This window comes from Bosea sp. NBC_00550 (genome assembly GCF_026020075.1).
Taxonomy (GTDB): domain Bacteria; phylum Pseudomonadota; class Alphaproteobacteria; order Rhizobiales; family Beijerinckiaceae; genus Allobosea.
The window spans coordinates 5,084,047-5,107,651 of the sequence record NZ_CP102772.1 but is presented as its reverse complement, the minus strand read 5'-3'; the positions used below and the strand labels follow the sequence as shown (position 1 = coordinate 5,107,651).

The window sequence follows — 23,605 nt, the reverse complement described above, 5'->3', positions numbered from 1 at the left end:
CTCAGGCGGCCACGGCCAGCAGCGACGAGGGGACCTCGGAGCGCGGCATGTCTGCCTCCGCCTCGGAGCGCACGGTCATCCAGAGGTTGAAGGCCATGATCAGCGCGCCGATCAGGAACAGCGCCCCGCCCATCGCGCGGATGACGTAGAAGGGGTGCATCGCCGCGACGGTCTCGATGAAGGAATATTCGAGGAAGCCGAGCGCGGTGTAGGCGCGCCACATCAGGCCCTGCAGGATGCCCGAGACCCACATCGCCGTGATGTAGAAGACGATGCCGAGCGTCGAGATCCAGAAGTGCCAGCTCACCAGCTTGAGCGAGTAGAGGCCCTTGCGGTTCCACAGCCAGGGCACGAGGCAATAGATCGCGCCGAAGGAGATGTAGGCGACCCAGCCGAGCGCGCCGGAATGGACATGGCCGATGGTCCAGTCGGTGTAGTGCGACAGGCCGTTCACGGCCTTGATCGACATCAGCGGGCCTTCGAAGGTCGACATGCCGTAGAAGGCGAGCGAGACCACCATCATCCGCAGCACGGGATCGGTGCGCAGCCGGTCCCAGGCGCCCGACAGGGTCATGATACCGTTGATCATGCCGCCCCAGGAGGGCATCCACAGCATGATCGAGAAGGTCATGCCCAGCGTCTGCGCCCAGTCCGGCAGCGCGGTGTAGTGGAGATGGTGGGGGCCGGCCCAGATGTAGATGAAGATCAGGGCCCAGAAATGGATGATCGAGAGCCGATAGCTGTAGATCGGCCGTTCCGCGCGCTTGGGCACGAAGTAGTACATGATCGCGAGGAAGCCGGCAGTGAGGAAGAAGCCGACCGCATTATGGCCGTACCACCACTGGAACATCGCATCCTGCACGCCCGACCAGAGGCCGTAGGATTTCGGCGACAGGATCGAGATCGGCACGGCGACGTTGTTGCCGATATGCAGGACCGCGATGGTGACGATGAAGCCGAGATAGAACCAGTTCGCCACATAGATATGCGGCTCCCGACGCTTCATCACCGTGCCGAGGAAGACCAGAAGATAGGTGACCCAGACGATGGTCAGCCACAGGTCGGCGTACCATTCCGGCTCGGCGTATTCCTTGCCCTGGGTGATGCCGAGCAGGTAGCCCGTGCCGGCGATGACGATGAAGAAGTTGTAGCCGAGGACGACGAACCAGGGCGACAGGATGCCCGCCAGACGCGCGCGGCAGGTGCGCTGAACGACATAGAAGGATGTGCCGATCAGCACGTTGCCGCCGAAGGCGAAGATCACGGCCGAGGTGTGCAGCGGGCGCAACCGGCCGAAATTGATCCAGGGCAGGTCGAAGTTCAGCACGGGAAAGGCGAGCTGGAGCGCGATGATCAGCCCGACGGTGAAGCCGGCGATGCCCCACACCATCGCGGCCACCGTCGCGAACTTCACCGGCTCCATGTTGTAGTTCGGCTTGCCGTCGATCTCTTGCGGCGAAACCGCGGGCGAGCCGTCGAAGCAGCGGTTCGCGATCAGGATCACGGCAGCCGCGGCCGCGACGACGCCGAGCGCCGCATGGAAGGCGTAGCCGGAGCTTTCGGTCAGCGCCGAGACGACGATCAGCGGCAGCACGCAGGCCGCCGCGATCAGCATGCCGATCATTTCGCCGACAGTCGCCTGCCTGACTTGGCTTGCCGTTGCCGTCACATCCGACTCCCGCTTCGTCCGGCGCATGAGCGCGCCATGAAGAGGAGGCTTAGCGAGCGGCCGGAAGCCGGGCGTTGATTCAGGTCAAGGAAACGGGCAGGCGGTTGCGGCGAGAGCGCGCAGGCCTCAGGCCGCGACGGCGCTCATCCGCTCGGGATTCATCACGCGCACGCCGCCGGGAACGATCAGGATCGTCTTGTCCTTGGCGAGGCGGGTGAAGGTGCGGCTCACGGTCTCGATGGTGAGGCCGAGGAAGTCGGCGATGTCCTGCCGCGTCATCGGCAGCGGCACCGTGACGGAGGGCTTGCCGAGCCTTGCCCAGCGCTGCTGCATGCCGAGCAGGAAGCAGATCAGCTTCTCTTCGGCGGTGCGCCGGCCGAGCAGCATCATCTGCTCATGGGCGAGCGTCAGTTCATGCGTCGCGAACTCGTGCAGCCGCTTCAGCAGATGCGGCTTGGCGTCGACCAGCGCGGTATAGGCGCCGCGCGAGAAGGCGCAGACCGCGACCTCGCCGATCGCATCGGCCGAGAAGCCATAGGCGTCGCGCATGGCGAGCCCGAGGAAATCCCCCGGCAGGGCGAAGCCGACGACCTGGCGCCGGCCATCCGAGAGCAGCTTGTAGAGACGCACCACGCCGGCGGTGACGTTGTAGACGGAATGGGCCTCGCGCCCCTGCGTGAACAGCGTCTCGCCGGAAGAGAAATGCGTGGGATGGGCCAGGGATTCGAGCAGGGCCAACTCGTCATCCGAGAGCGAGGCGCAGACGCTCACCAGGCGGACCATGCAGTTGCGACAGCCGCCATCGCCGCGGTTCGTAGCGCTACAGGCCGAGGGGTGACAGTTCACGATCGCATCTTCCCGCTAGAGCATCGGACCGAGAAAAGTGGAAACCGCTTTTCGGAAAAAGCCCGATGCCCAAACTAAAGAGTAGATCGCAACCTCGCGTCCAAGAGGACGCATTGCGATCTATGGCGACCATAACCGAGGCGGACAGGGTCACAAAGCACGCTTGCCGTCGCAGCCGGCGAAATTGATCCAGATCAATGCGACAACACAGGCCCGCCAACCACCGTGCGCGCCTGCAATTCGGGAGAAGCCGCACGTGACAGGCGATGACATCTTCGAGGTCGCGCGCATCGCGCCGGCCGGAGCCGACGCCGTCTACGGCCTCGTGGCCATGCTGCATCCGGAGGTGACGCCCGACGACTGGGCCGCCTTCGTGCGCGACCATTCGCAGGACGGGGCGCGGCCGCGCGGCGTCTTCTCGCTGCGCGATGTGCGCGGCACGCCCCATGCCCTGTTCACCTTCCGTGTCGCGCAAACGATCAGCGGAGGAACCACGCTCGAGATTTTCGAACTGGCGATGCTGCGCCTGCCGGGAACGCATCTGGTCGACGCCTTGCTGCGCTTCGCCAACCAGCTCGCGGTCGAGCTCGACCTGCCCCGGATCGCGATCTCGCTGGAACGCTCCGCCGCCTGGCCGCAGGATCACGATGCCCTGCAGCGCTCGGGGTTCCAGGTCGATCGCGTGATGGTCCTCGGGCGGGCCCGCATGGAGCCCGCCCCCTGGAATTGACCTGTCTCAATCAGGCGTGGAGCCGGGCTTAGCGCCGCCAGCCGAGCTGTCAGACTCGTTCCAGTGCGATGGCGATGCCCTGGCCGACGCCGATGCACATGGTCGCGAGGGCAAGACGCTTGCCGGTCAGCGACAGTTCGAGCGCCGCCGTGCCGGCAATGCGGGCACCGGACATGCCGAGCGGGTGGCCGAGTGCGATCGCCCCACCGTTCGGGTTCACATACGCGCCGTCCTCGGCGATGCCGAGCTCGCGAAGCACCGCGATGCCCTGGCTCGCGAAAGCCTCGTTCAGCTCGACTACGTCGAAATCGGTCGGCTTGAGGCCAAGGCGCTCGCAGAGCTTGCGAGTGGCCGGGATCGGCCCGAGGCCCATCACGCGCGGCGCGACGCCGCCTGCAGCACCACCGAGCACGCGCGCCAGCGGGGTCAGGCCATATTTCGCCACAGCCTTCTCCGAGGCGACGATCAGCGCGGCGGCGCCGTCGTTGACGCCCGAGGCATTGCCGGCCGTGACGGTGCCGCCCTCCTTGCGGAACGGGGTCCCCAGCTTGGCGAGCTTCTCCAGCGTGGTGTCGCCGCGCGGGTGCTCGTCGATCTCGACACGGATCGCATCGCCCTTCCGCTGCGGGATCAGGACCGGCACGATCTCCCTGGCCAATCGGCCATTCTGCTGGGCAGCGACTGCCTTCTGCTGCGAGCGCACAGCGAAGGCATCCTGATCGGCGCGGCTGACCTTGCAATCGGCGGCTACGTTCTCGCCGGTCTCCGGCATGGAATCGACGCCGTATTGCTGCTTCATCAGCGGGTTGACGAAGCGCCAGCCGATGGTGGTGTCGTGGATTTCGGCGTGGCGCGAGAAGGCGCTTTCGGCCTTCGGCAGCACGAAGGGCGCGCGCGACATGCTCTCGACGCCGCCGGCGATCATCAACTCGGCCTCGCCGGCCTTGATCGCCCGGGCGGCGGCGATGACGGCATCCATGCCGGAACCGCAGAGCCTATTGATCGTGGTGCCCGGCACCTCCTTGGGCAGGCCGGCGAGCAGGAGCGACATGCGCGCGACGTTGCGGTTGTCCTCTCCCGCCTGATTGGCGCAGCCGAAGATCACATCGTCCACGGCAGCGAAATCGACGCCCGCATGACGCTCGAGCAGAGCCTTCAGCGGCACTGCCCCGAGATCGTCAGCGCGGACCGAGGACAGGGAGCCACCGAAGCGGCCGATCGGCGTGCGGACATAGCCGCAGATGAAAGCTTCGCTCATCGTCGGGATCTTCCCTCTGTAGCCGCCCTTGAGGCCCGGCTCGTCAGGTGAGGTTCTCGCTGCCCCTCCCGGCTTTGTAAAGACGACGTGGCACGGGCTCGCGGCGTCGGACCTACTTGCCCCAGCGCAGCGCCAGCGGATCGAGCTCGCGGGCGAGCTCGATCAGCCCCTCGCGCGTCTTCGGATGCAGGGGCGTCAGCGGGTGGCGCACGGCCTCGGACTTGATGACCCCGCCCTCCTTCATCACCGCCTTGGCCGAGCGCAGGCCGCATTGGCGGTTCTCGTAGTTGATGATCGGCAGGACGCGGGCATAGAGCGCCGCCGCCTGCTTGCGGTCACCGGCAGCATGCGCGGCGAGGATCGGCTTGATCAGGTCGGGGATCATCGCCGACGTCATGGTGCCGGTGGCGCCGGCATCGAGATCGGCCATCAGCGTGATCGCCTCCTCGCCGTCGAAGGGGCCGACGACGGCGTCGCCGCCCGCCTCGATCAGCGCGCGCAGCTTGTTCGCCGTGCCGGGCACCTCGATCTTGAAGTAGCGGACGAGCGGCACTTCCTTGGCCAGCCGGATCATGAAGGGCACGGTCATGGTCACGCCCGAGAGCGGCGCGTCCTGCAGGATGATCGGGATACCGCAGGCATCCGCCACCGCCTTGAAATGCTCGATCATGCCCTGCTCGTCGGCCTTGAGCAGCGCGCCGTGATAAGGCGGCATCATCATCAGCATCTTGGCGCCGGCATCCGCGGCGGCCTTGGCGCGGGCGGCGGCGATGCGCGTCGAGAAATGCGAGGTGGTCACGATCACCGGCACGCGGCCATCGATCTGCTCCAGCGAGAGCCGCATCACCTGATCGCGCTCCTCGTCGGTCAGCAGGAACTGCTCCGAGAAGTTCGCGAGGATGCAGATGCCGTCGACGCCCTGGTCGACCATCAGGTCCATGACGCGCCTGTTGCCCTCGATGTCGAGGTCGCCATTGTCGTGGAAGATGGTCGGCGCGATCGGCAGGATGCCCTTGTAGGGTTCGGTCATGGCGTCATCTCGTATGGCGGACGGGGCGGAAAGCGAACGGCGATACGGTTGTCAGACCGTGCTGGCGGCCTTGGTGCCACGCAAGCGACGGGCGATGCTGCCGATGACCGGCAGCACCAGCAAAGCGAGGCCGATCGTCATCAAGGTCGCCACCAGGGCGTTCGACCAGAAGATCGAGAGCGAGCCCTGGCTGAAGATCATCGACTGGCGGAAGGCGTCCTCGGCCTTGTCGCCGATGACCATGGCGAGCACGAGCGGCGCGATCGGGTAATCGAGCTTCTTGAAGAGATAGCCGACGAGGCCGAAGACCAGCGCGAGCCAGATATCGAACTCCTTGCTCGCGGCGGTGAAGGCGCCGATGAAGCAGATCACCACGATGATCGGCCCGATGATCGAGAAGGGGATGCGCAGGATCGAGGCGAAGAGCGGCACCGTCGCCAGCACGATCACCACCGCGACGACATTGCCGAGATACATCGAGGCGATCAGGCCCCAGACGAAATCGGGGCGGTCGGTGAAGAGCGTCGGGCCGGGGTTGAGGCCCCAGATCATCAGGCCGCCCATCATCACCGCCGCCGTCGCCGAGCCGGGGATGCCGAGCGCCAGCATCGGGAGCATGGCGGCGGAGCCCGCGGCATGGTCGGCGGTCTCGGGCGCGATCACGCCCTCGGGCTCGCCCTTGCCGAACTTGGCGGGGTTGCGCGACGAGCGCTTAGCCATGGCGTAGCTCATGAAGGACGCCGCGGTCGGCCCGCCCGGCGTGATGCCCATCCAGATGCCGATCAACGAGGAGCGCAGCAGAGCGAGCCAATAGCGCGGCAGCTTGGCCGCCGTGCGCAGCACGTCACTGATACGGACCTTGGCGGCGACGCCCTCGAAGCGCAGCCCCTCCTCCATCGTCAGCAGCAATTCGCCGATGCCGAACAGGCCGATGACCGCGATCAGGAAGCTGACGCCGGCCAGCAGCACATCGAACTCGAACGTCAGCCGGACATTGCCCGAGACCGAGTCCATGCCGATCGTCGCAAGCGCGAAGCCGATCGCCATCGAGACGACCGTCTTGAAGGGCGAGGCGCCGCCGAGCCCGATGAAGCTCGCGAAGGTCATGAAATAGACGGCGAAGTACTCGGGCGAGGAGAAGCGCAGCGCGAATTTCGCGACCCAGCCGGACAACAGCGTGATCAGGATCACGCCGGCCATGGCGCCGAAGCCGGCGGAGAGGAAAGCGAAGGAAAGCGCTTCCGTCGCCTTGCCCTGCTTGGCCATCGGGTGGCCGTCGAAGGTCGTCGCGACGGATGAAGGCTCGCCAGGGATGTTGAACAGGATCGAGGTGGTGGAGCCGCCGAAGAGCGCGCCCCAGTAGAGCGAGGTCAGCAGGATGATCGCCGAGACCGGGTCCATCGAGAAGGTCAGCGGCAGGAGCAGCGAAACGCCGTTGGGGGCGCCGAGCCCCGGCAGCACGCCGACGAGCACGCCGAGCAGCACGCCAGCGATCATCAGCAGGATATGGTGCGTGGTGAGCGCGACCGAGAAGCCGTGCATCAGGTTGGCGACGTTGTCCATGCGCGTTTCCCTGCCGCCTCTAGAGGCCGATGAGCGGCTCGATCGGGCCCTTGAGCAGGCCGATCTGAAAGAATTTCTCTAGGGCGAAATAGAAGAACGCCGCCGTCACGAAGGCGGTCGCAAGGCTCGGCAGCCAGCCATAGCCACCCTGGAAACGCATCGCGAAGACGAGATAGAGGATCGTCGCGACATACATGCCGAGCGTGGCGCTCAGCACCACGAAGCCGACGAGCGGCAGCAGGAAGGACAGCACCCGCTTGCCGCGCTCGGCATCGAGGAACGCCTCGGCCAGCGCAGCCTTGCCGGCCACGCGCTGACCCACCGTCATCGCCAGCGTGCCCAGGCTCGCCAGCGCGATCAGCGCCCCGGCATAGAAAGGAAATGCACCGGGCTGCGGGCCCGACGTATCCCAGCCGATGCCGAACTCCAGCGAGCCCTTCACGATGACGAGCCCGAAGACGAGCGTCAGGATCGCGGTCCCGATTTCGGCCCAGAAGCGGGTGATCATGGGGTGGGTTCCTCCTTGCGGGGGCCGCCGAAAAGCGCCTCGTCATTCCGAACGCAGCGAAGCGGAGATCCGGAATCCATCATGGGGCGTAGCGGCCTTCGATGGATCCCGGGTCGGCCAAGCGCCGCCCGGGATGACGTCCAGGTCGCTGCGTCTTGTCGAGTAGGCCCTTACTTCGCGACCCAGCCTTCGTTCTCGAAGACCTTCTTGTTCGCGGCCTCGTCCTTGGCGACGAAGTCGGTCAGTTCCTTGCCCTTCATGAACTTGCCGGTCTGGGCGGTGCGCTGCACGAACTCCTGCCATTCCGGCGTCTTGGAGACCTTCTCCATGAGGCCGGCATAGTAGGTCACGGCGTCGGCCGGAACCTCGGCGGGCAGCCAGACGGTGCGCGGCATCTGGAAGGTCTCGAGCGGCAGGCCCGCTTCCTTGCAGGTCGGGATGTCGCCCCAGCCCTTGCCCTCGAAGACCGGATCGCTCTTGGCGAGGCGGGCTGGCGAAAAGACGCAGAGCGGCTTCACCTGGCCGGCCTTCCACTGGCCGATATTCTCGTTGGGATTGTTGACGTTGGAGTCGATATGGCCGCCGGCGAGCTGCACGGCAGCGGCGCTGCCGCCCTGGAACGGGACGTAGATCCATTTCACGCCGGAAGCGTCCTGGATCATCGAGGTCAGCGTCTGGTCGGTGTCCTTGGACTGGCTGCCGCCCATCTTGAAGCCCATGGGCTTGGCCTTGACCGCCTCGATATAGGCCTTCGCGTCGGCGTAGGGAGCATCACCCTTCACCCAGAGCAGGAACTCGTCGAGCGCCAGCGCGGCGACCGGCGTCAGGTCCGTGTATTTGTAGCCGAGCTTGGCAACGTAAGGCAGCAGATAGGCGTTGTTGGTGCCGAAGATGACGCGGTTCGGATCGCCCTTGGCGCCCTTGCCGTAGACATAGCCTTCCGCGCCGGAGCCGCCGCCCTTGTTCACCACCACGATCGGCTGCTCGGTGAATTTGTGCTTGGTGATGATCGACTGGATGACGCGGGCGAAATTATCGGTGCCGCCGCCGGCACCCGAGGTCACGACGAACTCGATCGGCTTGGTCGGTTCCCAGGCCTGCGCCGCACCGACGCCGCCCAGCGCGAACGCGCCGGCGAGCGCGACAGTCATGGCAATGGTCTTCATGAGGTCTCTCCCTAGGGTTTTGAATTTGAAGGGCCACTCTTGCCGGCGGCCTTGTTGAAAACGAAACCGGATCAGGCGGCGGCGCGGGCCTTCGTCTTCCCGTCCTGCGCCATCTTGATGGCCAGCGACAGCGCGGCGCGAGTGGCGCCGAGATTGGCGATGCCCTTGCCGGCGATCTCATAGGCCGTGCCATGGGCGGGCGTGCAGATCGGGAAGGGGAAGCCGCCGATCAGCGTGACGCCACGGTCGAAGCCGATCAGCTTCATCGCGATCTGGCCCTGGTCGTGATACATCGTCAGGACGGCGTCGAAATCGCCGTTCTTCGCCCTCAGGAAGACGGTGTCGGAGGGGAACGGCCCCTCCACAGTGAAGCCCTTGGCCTTGGCGGCCTTCACCGCCGGCTCGATCGTCTCGATCTCGTCACGCCCGAAATTGCCGCCGTCGCCGGCATGCGGGTTGATGCCCGCGACAGCGATGCGCGGCGGGTTAAAGCCGGCAGCGCGCAGATTGGCGTCAGCCAGCGTCAGCGCGCGCAGGATGCGCTCCTGCGTGATGTTGCTGGCAACCTCGGACAGCGGGATGTGGGAGGTGACGCGAGCGTTCCAGAGCTTGTCGAGGACGTTGAATTCGCTCGCGGGGCCCTCGAAGCCGATGGCATCGCGCACGAAGCGGATCTCGTCGTCGTAGCCGGGATAGGCGAAGCGCATCGCCGCCTTGTTGAAGGGCGTGAAGAAGACCGCATCGGCCTTGCCGGAGGCGGCGAACTGGAGCGCGCGGCGGAAATTCTCTGTCGCGGCCTTGCCGCCCGCGAGCGTCGCCTTGCCACGCTGGAGATCGGCCGGATCATGGTTGCCGAGGTCGATGAAGACGAGCCTGTCGCCGAGCGGCAGCGCCTCGCCGTCCTTCACGACCTGCACCTGCGGATCGACGCCGCTGTCCTCGATGCCGAGATCGAGCAAACGCTTGTCGCCGAACACGACATAGCGCGCCGCGGACCGGAGATCGGGCTCCGCCAGGATGCGCGCCATCAATTCCGGGCTGATGCCGGAGGGATCACCCATCGCCGCGGCGATCACCGGCAAGGCGTCATTCGTCCGCTCATTCATGGCCGCACTCCGCTGCCTTTTCATCCCTGTTGCCTCTTCGCTACCACAAGCACCCCATCGCCTCAAGTATGCTGTATGCAGCATAACGAGATTGCTGTAGTCATTTCCGAAAGCGCGGGCCCGAACGAGCCACGCCGTCATCGGCCGCGCGGGGAGAAGCCTGATGAATTTTCACGCGCATTACGCGGGGGTCACCGAGCCGGTCGAAACCTGCCTCGTCGGCAGCGGCAGCTTCGGCCGCAGTTATCTCGCGCAATCGCGGCGGACGCGGCTGGTCAATGCGCGCATCGCGGTGGACATGACGGCTGAAGCCGCCGGGCGCGCCTTTGCCGCCGCCGGCTTTGCGCCATCGGAGATCGCCCTGTGCGAGACCGCAGCCCAGGCGCGCGCGGCCTGGGACGGCGGCAAATGCGTCGCCGCCGCCAGCCTCGACATCGTCATCGACCTGCCGTTCCAGCTGCTGGTCGAGGCGACCGGAAGCCCGGAAGGAGCGACCCAATACAGCCTCGCCGCCCTCGAGGCCGGCCGCCATGTCGCGCTGGTCTCGAAGGAGGCCGACAGCGTCGTCGGACCGGGGCTGGCGCGCCTCGCCCAACAGAAGGGCGTCGTAGTGACGCCGGTCGACGGCGACCAGCCGAGCCTGCTGATCGCGCTGGCGAGCTGGGCCGAGGTGCTCGGCCTGGAGATTATCGCGGCCGGCAAGTCGAGCGAATATGATTTCGTGCTCGACGCCGCCACGGGCAACGTCACCTGCAACGGCGCGACACACGCCCTGCCGGCGCTGCGCGAGCATTGGCTGCCCGGTTCTCGCTCGATCGTCGCCAACGCGGCCGAGCGCGCGCGCATCCTGGGCGAGGCCTTTCCGCTTCGGGCCGTGCCCGATCTCTGCGAGATGACGCTCGTCGCCAATGCGCTCGGCTTCTCGGCCGATGCGGCAGGCTTCCACGCACCGCCGGCCCGCATCCCGGAGATCGCCGACCTCTTCGCCGAGCGTAGCGAGGGCGGGCTGATGAGCGGCACGCGCTGCATCGACGTCTTCCACCATCTGCGCCTGCCCGAGGAAGCGAGCTTCGCCGGCGGCGTCTTCATCGTCGTGCGCTGCGACAACGCCGAGACCTGGGAGATGCTGGCCGGCAAGGGCCATGTCGTCAGCCGCAGCGGCAAAACGGCCGCGCTCTACCTGCCGCGCCACCTTCTGGGTGTGGAAGTCGCCACTTCCATCCTCGATGCCGCCGGCCTCGGCCGCTCCGGCTATGGCGAGGATTATCGGCCACGACAGGACCTCGTCGCGGTGGCGCAACGCGACCTCGCCGCCGGCACCGCGCTCGTAATGGGCGGGCACCATCACAGCATCGACGGCGTCGGGGCCGAGATCAGGCCGGCCGTGCCGCTCGCTGCCGAACGCCCTGCCCCATTCTACCTCGTCGCCAACCGGACCCTCGTCCGAAACGTCAGGGCCGGCGACGCGATCCGCCTCGGCGATGTCGAGATACCCGGCGATTCCGGGCTGCTGGCGATGCGCCACCGGCAGGACGCGCTGTTTGCCACCGAGGCGGCCGCCGTCGTTTGACAGCACAGACGCCGCATGCCGTAACGGAGGCGCCGGAAACGATGGAACAGCGATGAGCGAGACGGCCACCGATTATCCCCGGATCACGCGACGGACCCTCCATGACGAGGTTCTGGAGCGGGTGCGCGACATGATCATCGAGGGCCAGCTCATCCCCGGCCAGCGCATCAACGAGGGGCTGGTGGGTGCGCAGCTCGGCGTGTCGCGGACGCCACTGCGCGAGGCGATCAAGACGCTCGCCAGCGAGGGTCTGGTCGAGATCCTGCCCGCCAAGGGCGCGGTCGTGCGCAAGTTCTCAGCGCGGGATCTCGCCGACATCCTCGACGTCATCAAGAGCCTGGAACAGCTCGGCGGACGGATCGCCTGCGCGCAGGCCAGCGACGCGACCATCGAGGCGATCCACAAGCTGCACCGGGACATGCTGGCGCTTTACGCGACGCGCGACCGGCTCGACTATTTCAAGCTGAACCAGGCGATCCACAGCGCCATCGTCGCCGCTTCCGGCAATCCGGTTCTCGCCGAGATGCACACTACCCTGCAGTCGCGCATCAAGCGGCTGCGCTTCGTCGGCAATGAGGGGCCGGAGAAATGGGCGGGCGCAGTAGCCGAGCACGAGGAGATGATCGCGGCGCTGCTCAAGCGCGACGCCGACGCCCTGTCGGAAGCGATCGGCCGGCACATGGACACCACGCTTCTGCGCGTCCGCGAGGTGCTTTGATAGCCAAGCCGGACGCTCATTCCGGCCCGAGCAGGCGACCTTGCGAGGCGACGGAAACCGCGCAGCGCAATCGTTTACCCTCCCATTCTCGGGTCGCAGAACGCCTGCGGAAACGACTATTCGCCTCCTTCGACTTTCAATAAGCTGTTGACAAGGCGGCTCGGGGAATTCCGCCGATGAAGCTTCCGATGCAACGGGGCCATCTTCCGCCGCAGGCGGCGGAGAGGCGTTCAAGGAGACATCCATGAAAAAGATTTTGTTGGCGACGCTGTCGGCCTCCGCGCTGATGGCGGCGCAGCCCCTGATGGCGAAAACGCTGGTCTATTGCTCCGAGGGCAGCCCCGAGAACTTCGCGCCGAGCGTCAACACGACCGGCACCTCCTTCGACGCGAACACCCAGATCTACGACACCGTCGTCCAGTTCGAGCGCGGCGGCACCAAGGTGCAGCCCGGCCTCGCGGAGAAGTGGGACATCTCGGCCGATGGCCTGACCTACACCTTCCACCTGCGCAAAGGCGTGAAGTGGCACTCCAACCGCGCCTTCAAGCCGACACGCGACTTCAATGCCGACGACGTGATGTTCATGATCGAGCGGCAGTGGAAGGAGGATCACCCGTTCTTCAAGGTGACTAGCTCGAACCACTCCTATTTCAACGACATGGGCATGCCCAAGTTGCTGAAGTCGGTGGAGAAGGTTGATGACTACACCGTGAAGATCACGCTGAACCAGCCGGAGGCGCCATTCCTCTCCGACCTCGCCATGCAATACGCCAGCGTGCAGTCGAAGGAATACGCCGATGCGATGCTGAAGGCGGGCACGCCCGAGAAGCTCGACCAGGACCCGGTCGGCACCGGCCCGTTCTATCTGGTGCAGTACCAGAAGGACGCGATCATCCGCTACAAGGCCTTCCCGGAATACTGGGCCGGCAAGGCGAAGATCGACGACCTCATCTTCGCGATCACGCCGGATGCCTCGGTGCGCTGGGCCAAGCTCCAGAAGGGCGAATGCCATGTCATGCCCTATCCGAACCCGGCCGACCTCGACGCGATCAAGAAGGACGCCAATGTCCAGATCCTGGAGCAGCCGGGCCTGAACATCGGCTATCTCGCCTACAACACCACCAAGAAGCCCTTCGACGACGTCAAGGTGCGCCGCGCCATCAACAAGGCGATCAACAAGAAGGCGATCATCGACGCGGTCTACCTCTCCAGCGGCATCGCGGCGACCAACCCGATCCCGCCCTCGATGTGGTCCTATAACGAGACGATCAAGGACGACCCCTTCGATCCGGAGGCGGCCAGGAAGGAGCTGGCCGAGGCCGGCTACCCGAACGGGCTTGAGATCGACCTGTGGGCGATGCCGGTGCAGCGCCCGTACAACCCGAACGCCAAGCGCATCGCCGAGCTGATGCAGGCGGACCTCGCCAAGGTCGGCGTCAAGGCCGAGATCAAATCGTTCGAGTGGGGCGAGTACCGCAAGCGCATGCAGGCGGGCGAGCACCAGACGGGCATGCTCGGCTGGACCGGCGACAACGGCGATCCGGACAACTTCCTGCACACGCTGCTCGGCTGCGACTCGGCCAAGACCAACGGCTCGAACGTCGCCAAGTTCTGCTACAAGCCCTTCGAGGATCTGGTGACGAAGGCGAAGACGGTCACCGACCAGGCCGAGCGCGAGAAGCTCTACCAGCAGGCTCAGGTGATCTTCAAGGAGCAGTCGCCCTGGTTCACCATCGCGCATGCGGTGCAGTTGAAGCCCGTCCGCAAGGAAGTGAAGGACTTCAAGCTCTCGCCGTTCAGCCGCCACGTCTTCTACGGCGTCGACATCGGCAACTGAGCCGAAGCGCCGGCCGCGCCCGTCCTGGCGCGGCCGATGCATGCCAAACGACGCGGCCCCTCGGGGCCGCGTTTCGGGAGGTGGAGACGATGGGGCACGACGCCCCGCGCCCGATCCGTCTCCCCGCCTATCCGAGAGAAACGCCATGTCGGTTCGTGCCCGCTCCTTCGCTCTGACGCTGGGGCTGAGTGCCCTTTTTCTGCCCGCCGTCGCGGGCGCCCAGGCGCTCGTCGTCTGCTCCGAAGCCAGCCCCGATTTCCTGAATCCGCAATTCAGCAGCCAGAATACCGCCTATGACGTGGCGGCGCAGATCTACGAGCGGCTGACGGCGACCGAGCGCGGCGGCTCGCAGATCATCCCGAGCCTCGCCGAGTCCTGGACGATCTCGGACGATGCGCTGACCTACACCTTCAAGCTGCGCAAGGGCGTGAAGTGGCACGCCAGCAAGACCTTCACGCCGACGCGCGAATTCAACGCCGACGACGTGGTCTTCTCGTTCGAGCGGATGTTCGACGCCAACAACCCCTACAACAAGGTCGGCAGCGGCAATTACCAGTTCTTCAGCGAGATCGTGAAGCCGAGCCTGAAGTCGGTCGAGAAGGTCGACGACTACACGGTGAAGCTCACCCTGAACAAGCCGAACTCGCCGCTGCTTTCGGCGCTCTCGGTCGAGCCGATGTCGATCCTCTCAGCCGAATATGCGGCCGCGATGCTGAAGGCCGGCACGCCCGAGCAGGTCGATTTCGCCCCGATCGGCACCGGCCCGTTCTCGCTGCTCGCCTATCAGAAGGACGCCGTCATACGCTTCAAGGCGGTGCCGGACCACTGGACCACGGCTGTCGGCAACCGCGACCGCATGGCGCTGGTCAACGACCTGATCTTCGTGATCACGCCCGATGCCGCCGTGCGCTTCGCCAAGGTCCGCTCCGGCGAGTGCCAGATCGCGCGCTACCCCAATCCCGGCGACCTGCCGGCGATGAAGACGGAAGCCAGCATCAACCTGCTGCAGGGCAGCATCGCCGATCAGAGCTTCCTCGCCTTCAACCAGCAGAAGAAGCCCTTCGGCGACAAGCGCGTGCGCGAGGCGCTGGCCTATGCCACCAACATCCCGGCGATCATCGACGCGGTCTATCAGGGCACCGGCAAGCCCACGGCGGCAGCCGTGCCACCTTCGCTGTGGTCGCACAACGACGAGCTGAAACCGCGCGCCTATGATCCCGAGAAGGCCAAGGCGCTGCTCAAGGAGGCCGGCCTCGCGGACGGCTTCGAGACGACGCTCTGGGCGATCCCCGTCGTGCGCGCCTATATGCCGAACGGCCGGCGCGCCGCCGAGCTGATCCAGGCCGACTGGGCCAAGATCGGCGTCAAGGCTACGATCCAGACCTTCGAATGGGGCGAATACCTCAAGCGCGGCCGCGCCGGCGAGCACGAGGTCGGCATGTTCGGCTACACCTGGGACTATCCCGATCCGAGCCAGATCCTGCTCTCGGGCTGGACCTGCGAAGGCGTGAAGACCGGCGCCAACCGGGCGCGCTGGTGCAACCAGGAAGCCTCGGATGCCCTGGCGAAGGCCAACACGATCACCGACCAGGGCGAGCGCACGAAGCTCTACAAGCGCTTTCAGGAACTCTTCCACGAAGATGTTGCGGGCCTGCTCTTCGCCAATGCGCAGGCCTTCACGCCGGTGCGCAAGGAAGTGAAGGACTACAAGATCCACTTCTTCGGCGGCCAGCCCTTCTACGGCGTGTCGATCACCAAGTGACGGCTCGCCCCCGATAGTCATCGGCGCCGATGGAGCATTCATTGCTTCGTCGGCGCCGGCTTTATTCGCATTGTTTCGTTGGTGCCCCCGAGGTTTTGCAAGTCTTTCGTCGGGCATCCGAGTTCCACCCGCGCAGCACCATCGCGATCCACGGTTTTCGTCACGGCGTTCTTGATCTTTCCGGGATTCTGGTGTTTGCGCTGCGCCGGAATTCAAAATTCAATAAAACGACAAAACAGGCCACCGCGTGGAACGACACGCTCCGGCCGACAAGAATGGCAGAACCATGCTGCGCTTCATCTTCACACGGCTGAGCCTGGTCATCCCGACCTTCATCGGGATCACGCTGCTGGCCTTCTTCCTGGTGCGGCTCGTGCCGGGCGACCCGATCGAGACTATGGCCGGCGAGCGCGGCATCGATGCTGCCCGCCATGCGCAGCTCCTCACCGAGTACGGTCTCGACCGGCCGCTATTCGTTCAGTACGGCCGCTATATCGAGCGCGTCGTCCAGGGCGATCTCGGCAAGTCGATCGTCACGCGGGAGAACGTGCTGACCGAGTTCGGCCAGCTCTTCCCCGCCACCATCGAGCTCGCGCTCTGCGCCATCATTCTCGCGCTCCTCATCGGCCTGCCGGCGGGCATCATCGCGGCGGTGAAGCGGAACTCGATCTTCGACCATGGCGTGATGGGCATTTCGCTGACCGGCTATTCGATGCCGATCTTCTGGTGGGGGCTGCTGCTGATCCTGCTGTTCTCGGTGCAGCTCGGCATCACACCGGTCTCGGGCCGCATCGCGGTGCAGTACTTCATCGAGCCGGTCACCGGCTTCCTCACCATCGACAGCCTGCTGGCCGGTGACATCGACGCCTTCTGGTCGGCGCTGTCACATCTCGTCTTGCCGGCGATCGTGCTCGGCACGGTGCCGCTCGCCGTCATCGCCCGCATGACGCGCTCGGCGATGCTGGAGGTGCTCGGCGAGGACTATATCCGCACGGCGCGGGCCAAGGGCATGGCGCCGATCCGGGTCGTCGCGCTGCACGCGCTGCGCAATGCGCTGATCCCGGTCGTCACCGTCATCGGCCTGCAGGTCGGCACGCTCTTCACCGGCGCGATCCTGACCGAGACGATCTTCTCCTGGCCCGGCGTCGGCAAATGGCTGATCGAGGCGATCAGCCGGCGCGACTATCCCGTCCTGCAGGGCGGCACGCTGCTGCTCGGCATCGTCGTCATGAGCGTCAACCTCTTCGTCGACTTGCTCTACGGCCTGATCAACCCGCGCATCAGGCACGCCCGATGAACCGCCTTTCGCATTTCAGCTCCCAGCGGAGCCCTCGCCCATGAGCGCCGAGACCCTCGAAGCCCCCGCCGTCGCCGCACCGAGCGGTGTCCCGCCCCATCCGGCGCGCGAATTCTGGACCTATTTCAGCGCCAATCGCGGCGCGGTGGCCGGGCTCGTCGTCATCGTTGTGGTGCTGTTCTGCGCGCTGTTCGCGCCGCTGATCGCGCCGCATGAGCCGAACCTGACCAACAACGCCGTCTTCCTGAAGCCGCCGTTCTGGCAGGAAGGCGGCTCGCTCTCCTACCCGCTCGGCACGGACGCGATTGGCCGCGACATCCTCTCGCGCCTGCTCTACGGCGCGCGGCTTTCGCTGGTCATCGGCATCTTCGTGGTCGCGATCGCGATCATCGTCGGCATCGTCCTCGGCCTCATCGCGGGCTATTTCAAGGGCCTTGCCGATATCGCGATCATGCGGCTGATGGACATCCTGATGACGATGCCGAGCCTGCTGCTCGCGATCGTCATCGTCGCGATCCTCGGCCCCGGCCTGATGAACGCGATGCTCGCGGTCGCCATCGTCGTGCTGCCGCATTACGTCCGCATCACCCGCGCCGCCGTCATCACCGAGGCCAGCAAGGATTATGTCATCGCCGCCCAGGTCAGCGGCGCGCAGACGGTCCGGCTGATGTTCTCCGAGATCCTGCCGAACTGCGCGGCACCGCTGATCGTGCAGGCGACGCTTGGCGTCTCCACCGCGATCCTCGACGCTGCCGCGCTGGGCTTCCTGGGCTTAGGCGCCCAGCCGCCCACCCCAGAATGGGGCACGATGCTCGCGGATGCGCGCGAGTTCGTGCTGCGTGCCTGGTGGGTCGTCACGTTCCCGGGCCTCGCCATCCTCATCACCGTGCTCGCCTTCAACCTGCTGGGTGACGGCCTGCGCGATGCGCTCGACCCCAAGCTGAAGCGCTGATCCCATGCCCCTTCTCGAAATCGAAAACCTCAGCGTCGAATTCCCGACTTCCCAAGGAACGCTGCGCGCCGTCGACCGCATCGACCTCACCCTCGAAGAGGGCGAGGTGCTCGGCGTCGTCGGCGAATCCGGCTCCGGCAAATCAGTCACCATGCTCGCGCTGATGGGCCTCGTCGGCTATCCCGGCCGCGTCCGCGCCGACAAGCTGCGCTTCGACGGCCGCGACCTCCTGACCATGTCCGCCCGCGAGCGCCGGCAGCTCACCGGCAAGGACGTGGCGATGATCTTCCAGGAGCCGAGCACCAGCCTGAACCCCTGCTTCACCATCGGCTTCCAGCTCGCAGAGACGCTGAAGAAGCATGAAGGCATGGACGGCAAGGCCGCTAAGCGCCGTTCGATCGAGCTGCTCGAACAGGTCGGCATCCCCGCGCCGGAAAGCCGCCTCACGGCCTTCCCGCATCAGATGTCCGGCGGCATGAACCAGCGCGTGATGATCGCGATGGCGATCGCCTGCAATCCGCGCCTGCTGATCGCCGACGAGCCGACGACCGCACTCGACGTCACCATCCAGGCTCAGATCCTCGACCTGCTGATGTCGCTGCAGCGCGAGCGCGGCATGGCGCTCGTCCTCATCACCCACAATATGGGCGTCGTCGCCGAGACGGCACAGCGCATCATGGTGATGTATGCCGGGCAGATCATGGAGGAGCGCAAGGTCGACGCGCTGTTCGCCGATCCGCAGCACCCCTATTCCGCCGCGCTGCTCGCCGCCCTGCCGGAGCGCAGCGAGCATGCGAGCCGCCTCGCCACCATCCCCGGCATGGTGCCCGGCCTGAACGACCGGCCGAGAGGCTGCCTGTTCAGCCCGCGCTGCGCCTATGCGACCGAGCATTCGCGCAATGTCCAGCCGCAGCTCAGGAACTGGGCGGACGGGCGTGTGCGCTGCCATTATCCGCTCGGCGATCCCAATCGCGACGCCGAGCGCGCCCGCGACGAAGCCGGCCTGACGACGGAGGCGACGCGATGAGCACCGTCATCGAAGCCCGCGAGCTGACACAGACCTATCCGGTCAAGCAGGGGTTCTTCCGCCCGCCGGCGCAGCTTCAGGCGGTGAACAAGGTGTCCTTCTCGGTCGAGGCCGGGCGCACCCTCGCCGTCGTCGGCGAGTCCGGCTGCGGAAAATCGACGCTGGCGCGGATGGCGACGCTGATCGAGACGCCGACCTCGGGCCATCTGACCCTCGACGGTCTCGACGCCATCTCGCCGCCTGCGAGCGAGCGCAGGCGCCTGCGCCGCACGGTGCAGCTCGTCTTCCAGAACCCCTACGGCTCGCTCAATCCGCGCAAGAAGATCGGCACGATCCTTGAGGAGCCGCTCAAGATCAACACCGACCTATCCAAGGCCGAGCGGACCGAGAAGGCCCGCGCGATGATGGCCAAGGTCGGCCTGCGTCCGGAGCACTATGCCCGCTATCCGCACATGTTCTCGGGCGGCCAGCGCCAGCGCATCGCGATCGCTCGTGCTCTCATCCTCTCGCCCAAATTGCTGGTGGCGGATGAGCCGGTCTCGGCGCTCGACATCTCGATCCAGGCGCAGGTTCTGAACCTGCTGGCCGATCTGCAGGACGAGCTGAAGCTCGCCTATCTCTTCATCTCGCACGACCTCAGCGTCGTCCGCCACATCGCCCATGACGTCATGGTGATGTATCTCGGCAATGCCATCGAGCACGGCCCGAAGGAGCGCATCTACGCCCGGCCGCTGCACCCCTATACGCAGGCGTTGCTGGCCTCGACGCCGCGTGTCGGCGGGGCCAAGCGAGAGCGCATCGTGTTGCGCGGCGAACTGCCCTCCCCGCTCAATCCGCCGACGGGCTGCGTGTTCTCGACCCGCTGCCCCTATGTGACCGATCGCTGCCGGGCGGAGCGCCCAGAGAAGCGCGAGATCGACGGCCGGCAGGTCGCCTGTCACTACGCCGAGGACTTCCTAGCCAAGGCGGCGTGACCGCGTTGCTTCGGCGGGCCTTGCCGAAGCGCTCGCCGGCGCGATAGCTCTCGCTGTGCCCTGCCCCCGCAAGCTGGCAGGGCAGGAGATGCGAAGCGAGGTCGAGATGTCCATTGCGTCTGAATTGACGGAGCGCTTCCTGCGCTACGTCGCGGTCGAGAGCCAAAGCGACGCGCGGGCGACCAGCCTGCCCTCGACGCCCGGCCAGCAAAACCTCGCCGCCCTTCTCGCCGAGGAGTTGCGCGCCCTCGGCCTCGCCGACATCGTCATCGACGACCACGCCACCGTCACCGCCCGCAAGCCCGGCACCCATTCGGGCGCGCCGCGCATCGGCTTCATCGCCCATCTCGACACGGTCGATGTCGGGCTCTCCCCGGTGATCCGCCCACAGATCCTGCGCTTCGAAGGGCGGGATCTCTGCCTTAATCGCGAGCAGGACGTCTGGCTGCGCGTCGCGGAGAACCCGCAGATCAAGCCCTGGGTCGGCGAAGACGTCATCGTCGGCGACGGCACCAGCGTGCTCGGCGCCGACAACAAGGCCGCCATCGCCGCTATCATGACGCTGCTCGCCGAGCTCAGGCCCGAGGACGCCCATGGCGACATCGTCGTCGCCTTCGTGCCCGACGAGGAGATCGGCCTGCGCGGGGCCAAGGCGCTCGATCTCGCCCGCTTCGCCTGCGACTTCGCCTACACCATCGATGCCTGCGAACTCGGCGAGGTCGTCATCGAGAATTTCAACGCGGCACAGGGCGAGATCAGCTTCACCGGCATCAGCGCCCATCCGATGTCGGCCAAAGGCGTGCTGGTCAACCCGTTGCTCATGGCGATGGATTTCATCGCCGAGTTCGACCGCGCGGAAACGCCGGAGAATACCGAAGGGCGCGAGGGCTATTTCTGGTTCACCGAGATCGCCGCCGGCCAGAGCGAAGCCAGGCTCAAGGTAATGATCCGCGAATTCGACAAGGCCCGGTTCGAACAGCGCAAGCGCCGCATCGGCGAGGTCACCAAACTGATCGCGCAGCGCTATCCGAGGGGACGGGTCTCGTCCGATGTCACCGACACCTACGGCAACATCCATGACAGCCTGGGCGATGACCGCCGCTCGGTCGACCTGCTCTTCGCGGCGCTCGATACGCTGAAGATCGAGCCGAAGCTGATCCCGATGCGCGGCGGCACGGATGGCGCTGCCCTCTCGGCACGCGGCCTGCCGACGCCGAATTTCTTCACCGGCGGGTGCAATTTCCACTCGCGCTTCGAGTTCCTGCCTGTCCCGGCCTTCGTGAAGTCCTATGAGACGGCGCGCATGATCGTCCGGCTGGCGGCGGAACGAAACTAAGGCGCCAACTGTCTTTGGAATCTCGTCGTTCGACATTGGCGCGGCTTGACCATAAGGCGTGAGCTTCTCATCGCCGCGTCGAATTTTTCACGCGCATCCGGCTCGAGATCGCGCAGGACTATCGCTCGATCGCGATCCTCTCGGTGATCGCCGTCTGTAGACGGTTTCGCCGGTCCCTGATCTGGCAGCCTGCCGCGGCCGCTCGCAAACGAGAGCGCCGAACGACTCGTCAGGACCAGGCAGCGTCGGCCGTCATGCACAACGTGCCGCTCTGCTTGGCCGTCCAGAGCCTCAAACCGTCACCATCTTCGATGGCATGCAGCGCGAAAGCGTCGTCGTCGAAAAGCGGCGACAGCCCGCGGAAACTGAAGCGCTTCGGCGGGGCACCGCGCAGTTCCGTGGCGTAGTTGCAAAGCAGGGCCGCCTGCATGGGACCATGGACGATGAGACCGGGGTAGCCCTCGACCTCCGTCACATAGCGGCGGTCGTAATGGATGCGGTGTCCGTTGAAGGTCAGCGCCGAATAGCGGAACAGCAGCGGCGCCTCCGCCCTCATCGGGCGCTGGTGCATGCCTTGCTCGGCCAGCGGAGGCGTCTTCGCCGCACCCGTACCGGTCTCAAGGCCGCGATAGACGATGTCCTGTCGCTCCTCGAGCACGAGCGTACCGTTCGCCTCGATACGATGCTCGACCGTGACGAAGCAGAGCCCCCCGGTGCGCCCTTCCTTCAACACGATATCGGCGATGCGGGAGACACGCCTTGCGGTATCGCCAACCTTGAGATCGCCATGGAAGGAGAATGCACCGCCGGCCCACATCCGGCGCGGCAAGGGCACGGGAGGCAGGAAGCCGCCGCGCGCGGGGTGACCATCGGCCGAGCCCGCTGGTCGGGGCTGCCGGTTGCGCCAGGCAGAAATGGATGAGCCTGGGAACCACCTCGCCGGTTTTCGGGGCCTCACCTGGATAATCGAAGGTCGCGTGGTATTTTCGCGCAAGGTCCTTGCTGACGATCTCGACGCCGACATCCTCGCGGCCGATCCAGCCGCGCAGATGATCGATGTCGAGATTGGGTGCGTCGGGAGCAATCATCAGTACGACCTCGGCATGCCCAGCACATGCTCGGCGAGATAGGACAGGATCAGGTTCGTGGAGATCGGCGCGACCTGATAGAGGCGCGTCTCGCGGAATTTGCGCTCGACGTCGTATTCCTCCGCGAAGCCGAAGCCGCCATGCGTCTGGATGCAGGCATTGGCGGCCTCGAAGGAGGCATCGGCCGCCAGCATCTTGGCCATATTGGCCTCCGCGCCCGGATTGACGCCGGCCTCGTAGAGCCGGATCGCCTCGCGCACCATCAGTTCGGCGGCGCGCATGTTGGCGTAGGCCTTGGCGATCGGGAACTGGATGCCCTGGTTCTGGCCGATCAGCCTGCCGAAGACATGGCGTTCCCTCGCGTAATTCGAGGCCTTTTCGACGAACCATTTCGCATCGCCTACGCATTCGGCCGCGATCAGGATGCGTTCCGCGTTCATGCCGGAGAGGATGTAGCGAAAGCCCTTGCCCTCCTCCCCGACGAGGTTCTCGGCCGGCACCTTCACATTGTCGAAGAAGACCTCGGTGGTGGCGTGATTCATCATCGTGCGGATCGGCCGGATGGTGAGGCCGGCCTTCAACGCCTCGCGCATGTCGAGGATGAAGACCGACAACCCGTCGGTGCGCTTGGCGACCTGGTCGCGCGGCGTGGTGCGGGCGAGCAGCAGCATCAGGTCGGACTGCGCCGCACGGCTCGTCCAGATCTTCTGGCCGTTGACGATGTAATGATCACCTTCGCGCCGTGCCGTGGTCCTGAGCGCAGTGGTGTCGGTGCCGCTGGTTGGCTCGGTGACGCCGAAGGCCTGCAGCCTGAGCTCGCCCGAGGCGATCCTGGGCAGGTAGCGCTGCTTCTGGTCGGCCGTGCCATGTCGCAGCACGGTGCCCATCACATACATCTGGGCATGGCAGGCAGCGCCGTTGCAGCCCTGTCGCTGGATCTCCTCCATGATCACCGCGGCGGCCGAGAGCGGCAGGCCGGCGCCACCAAATTCCTCCGGGATCAGGGCGGAGAGGAAGCCGCTTTCGGTCAGTGCGGCCACGAACGCGGTCGGATAGGCCATCTCGCGGTCGAGCTTGCGCCAGTACTCCCCGGGAAAATCCGCGCAGAGCTTCGCAACGGCGTCGCGGATGTCGGAATGGTCGGGGGCATGGTCCATGGCGGCCTTGA

The 23,605-nt window shown here is 65.9% G+C and carries 19 protein-coding genes and 1 pseudogene; 10 read left to right on the top strand and 10 right to left on the bottom strand.

Annotation, left to right across the window (positions count from 1 at the left end):
• Position 1 precedes the first annotated feature (1 nt).
• Both ccoN and NWE53_RS24215 read right to left on the bottom strand, forming a co-directional pair.
• A complete protein-coding gene (ccoN, locus tag NWE53_RS24220) occupies positions 2-1,624 on the bottom strand; it encodes a cytochrome-c oxidase, cbb3-type subunit I (RefSeq protein ID WP_442865057.1) in 1,623 nt (540 codons plus the stop codon).
• Positions 1,625-1,795: 171 nt separating this feature from the next.
• Entirely contained in the window at positions 1,796-2,452 is a 657-nt protein-coding gene (locus NWE53_RS24215; RefSeq protein WP_265051860.1) for a helix-turn-helix domain-containing protein, read from the bottom strand.
• Between the two features lie 319 nt (positions 2,453-2,771).
• Between NWE53_RS24215 and NWE53_RS24210 the strand changes: the two genes are divergently transcribed.
• Positions 2,772-3,245, top strand: a complete 474-nt coding sequence (locus tag NWE53_RS24210) for a hypothetical protein (RefSeq protein WP_265051859.1) — start codon at positions 2,772-2,774, stop codon at positions 3,243-3,245.
• Positions 3,246-3,294: 49 nt separating this feature from the next.
• Here NWE53_RS24210 and pcaF read toward each other — a convergent pair whose 3' ends face one another.
• From pcaF to NWE53_RS24180, 6 genes are all read right to left on the bottom strand, one after another.
• Positions 3,295-4,503 carry a 3-oxoadipyl-CoA thiolase gene (gene pcaF / locus NWE53_RS24205; protein ID WP_265051858.1) on the bottom strand — a complete coding sequence of 403 codons (1,209 nt, stop codon included), beginning with the start codon at positions 4,501-4,503 and terminating at the stop codon, positions 3,295-3,297.
• 112 nt (positions 4,504-4,615) lie between these two features.
• Positions 4,616-5,533 (bottom strand): dihydrodipicolinate synthase family protein, encoded by a 918-nt coding sequence (locus NWE53_RS24200; RefSeq protein WP_265051857.1) that lies wholly within the window; start codon positions 5,531-5,533, stop codon positions 4,616-4,618.
• Positions 5,534-5,584: 51 nt separating this feature from the next.
• Positions 5,585-7,096, bottom strand: coding sequence for a tripartite tricarboxylate transporter permease (locus NWE53_RS24195; protein ID WP_265051856.1), 1,512 nt, complete (start codon positions 7,094-7,096; stop codon positions 5,585-5,587).
• A gap of 19 nt (positions 7,097-7,115) precedes the next feature.
• Complete coding sequence (locus NWE53_RS24190) at positions 7,116-7,604, bottom strand: tripartite tricarboxylate transporter TctB family protein (protein ID WP_265051855.1); 489 nt, start codon at positions 7,602-7,604, stop codon at positions 7,116-7,118.
• Between the two features lie 170 nt (positions 7,605-7,774).
• Complete coding sequence (locus tag NWE53_RS24185) at positions 7,775-8,770, bottom strand: Bug family tripartite tricarboxylate transporter substrate binding protein (protein WP_265051854.1); 996 nt, start codon at positions 8,768-8,770, stop codon at positions 7,775-7,777.
• Positions 8,771-8,841: 71 nt separating this feature from the next.
• Entirely contained in the window at positions 8,842-9,876 is a 1,035-nt protein-coding gene (locus NWE53_RS24180; RefSeq protein WP_265051853.1) for a 4-hydroxythreonine-4-phosphate dehydrogenase PdxA, read from the bottom strand.
• Between the two features lie 163 nt (positions 9,877-10,039).
• Here NWE53_RS24180 and NWE53_RS24175 point away from each other — a divergent pair, with 163 nt between their 5' ends.
• The 9 genes from NWE53_RS24175 (at position 10,040) to pepT (ending at position 21,349) form a co-directional block, all read left to right on the top strand.
• Complete coding sequence (locus NWE53_RS24175) at positions 10,040-11,446, top strand: flagellar biosynthesis protein FlgA (protein WP_265051852.1); 1,407 nt, start codon at positions 10,040-10,042, stop codon at positions 11,444-11,446.
• A gap of 52 nt (positions 11,447-11,498) precedes the next feature.
• Positions 11,499-12,164 carry a GntR family transcriptional regulator gene (locus tag NWE53_RS24170; protein ID WP_265051851.1) on the top strand — a complete coding sequence of 222 codons (666 nt, stop codon included), beginning with the start codon at positions 11,499-11,501 and terminating at the stop codon, positions 12,162-12,164.
• A 244-nt stretch (positions 12,165-12,408) separates the two neighbouring features.
• On the top strand, positions 12,409-14,001 hold the full coding sequence (locus tag NWE53_RS24165; protein WP_265051850.1) for an ABC transporter substrate-binding protein: 1,593 nt from the start codon (positions 12,409-12,411) through the stop codon (positions 13,999-14,001).
• 145 nt (positions 14,002-14,146) lie between these two features.
• The gene (locus NWE53_RS24160) at positions 14,147-15,763 is read left to right on the top strand and encodes an ABC transporter substrate-binding protein (RefSeq protein WP_265051849.1); all 1,617 of its coding nucleotides are present in this window, start codon (positions 14,147-14,149) and stop codon (positions 15,761-15,763) included.
• A gap of 286 nt (positions 15,764-16,049) precedes the next feature.
• A complete protein-coding gene (locus NWE53_RS24155; RefSeq protein ID WP_265051848.1) occupies positions 16,050-17,060 on the top strand; it encodes an ABC transporter permease subunit in 1,011 nt (336 codons plus the stop codon).
• Between the two features lie 40 nt (positions 17,061-17,100).
• Entirely contained in the window at positions 17,101-18,012 is a 912-nt protein-coding gene (locus NWE53_RS24150) for an ABC transporter permease subunit (protein WP_265051847.1), read from the top strand.
• Positions 18,013-18,016: 4 nt separating this feature from the next.
• Positions 18,017-19,039 carry an ABC transporter ATP-binding protein gene (locus NWE53_RS24145; protein WP_265051846.1) on the top strand — a complete coding sequence of 341 codons (1,023 nt, stop codon included), beginning with the start codon at positions 18,017-18,019 and terminating at the stop codon, positions 19,037-19,039.
• Positions 19,036-20,013 (top strand): peptide ABC transporter ATP-binding protein, encoded by a 978-nt coding sequence (locus NWE53_RS24140; RefSeq protein ID WP_265051845.1) that lies wholly within the window; start codon positions 19,036-19,038, stop codon positions 20,011-20,013. Before NWE53_RS24145 ends, NWE53_RS24140 begins: the two co-directional genes overlap by 4 nt.
• A gap of 106 nt (positions 20,014-20,119) precedes the next feature.
• The gene (gene pepT / locus NWE53_RS24135) at positions 20,120-21,349 is read left to right on the top strand and encodes a peptidase T (RefSeq protein WP_265051844.1); all 1,230 of its coding nucleotides are present in this window, start codon (positions 20,120-20,122) and stop codon (positions 21,347-21,349) included.
• Between the two features lie 229 nt (positions 21,350-21,578).
• On the opposite strand, the pseudogene NWE53_RS24130 reads toward pepT, so the two are convergent.
• A pseudogene (locus tag NWE53_RS24130) lies at positions 21,579-22,437 on the bottom strand (HTD2 family dehydratase).
• Positions 22,437-23,594: an acyl-CoA dehydrogenase family protein gene (locus tag NWE53_RS24125; protein WP_265055007.1), complete on the bottom strand. Its 1,158-nt coding sequence runs from the start codon at positions 23,592-23,594 to the stop codon at positions 22,437-22,439. Before NWE53_RS24125 ends, NWE53_RS24130 begins: the two are co-directional and overlap by 1 nt.
• Positions 23,595-23,605: the final 11 nt, after the last annotated feature.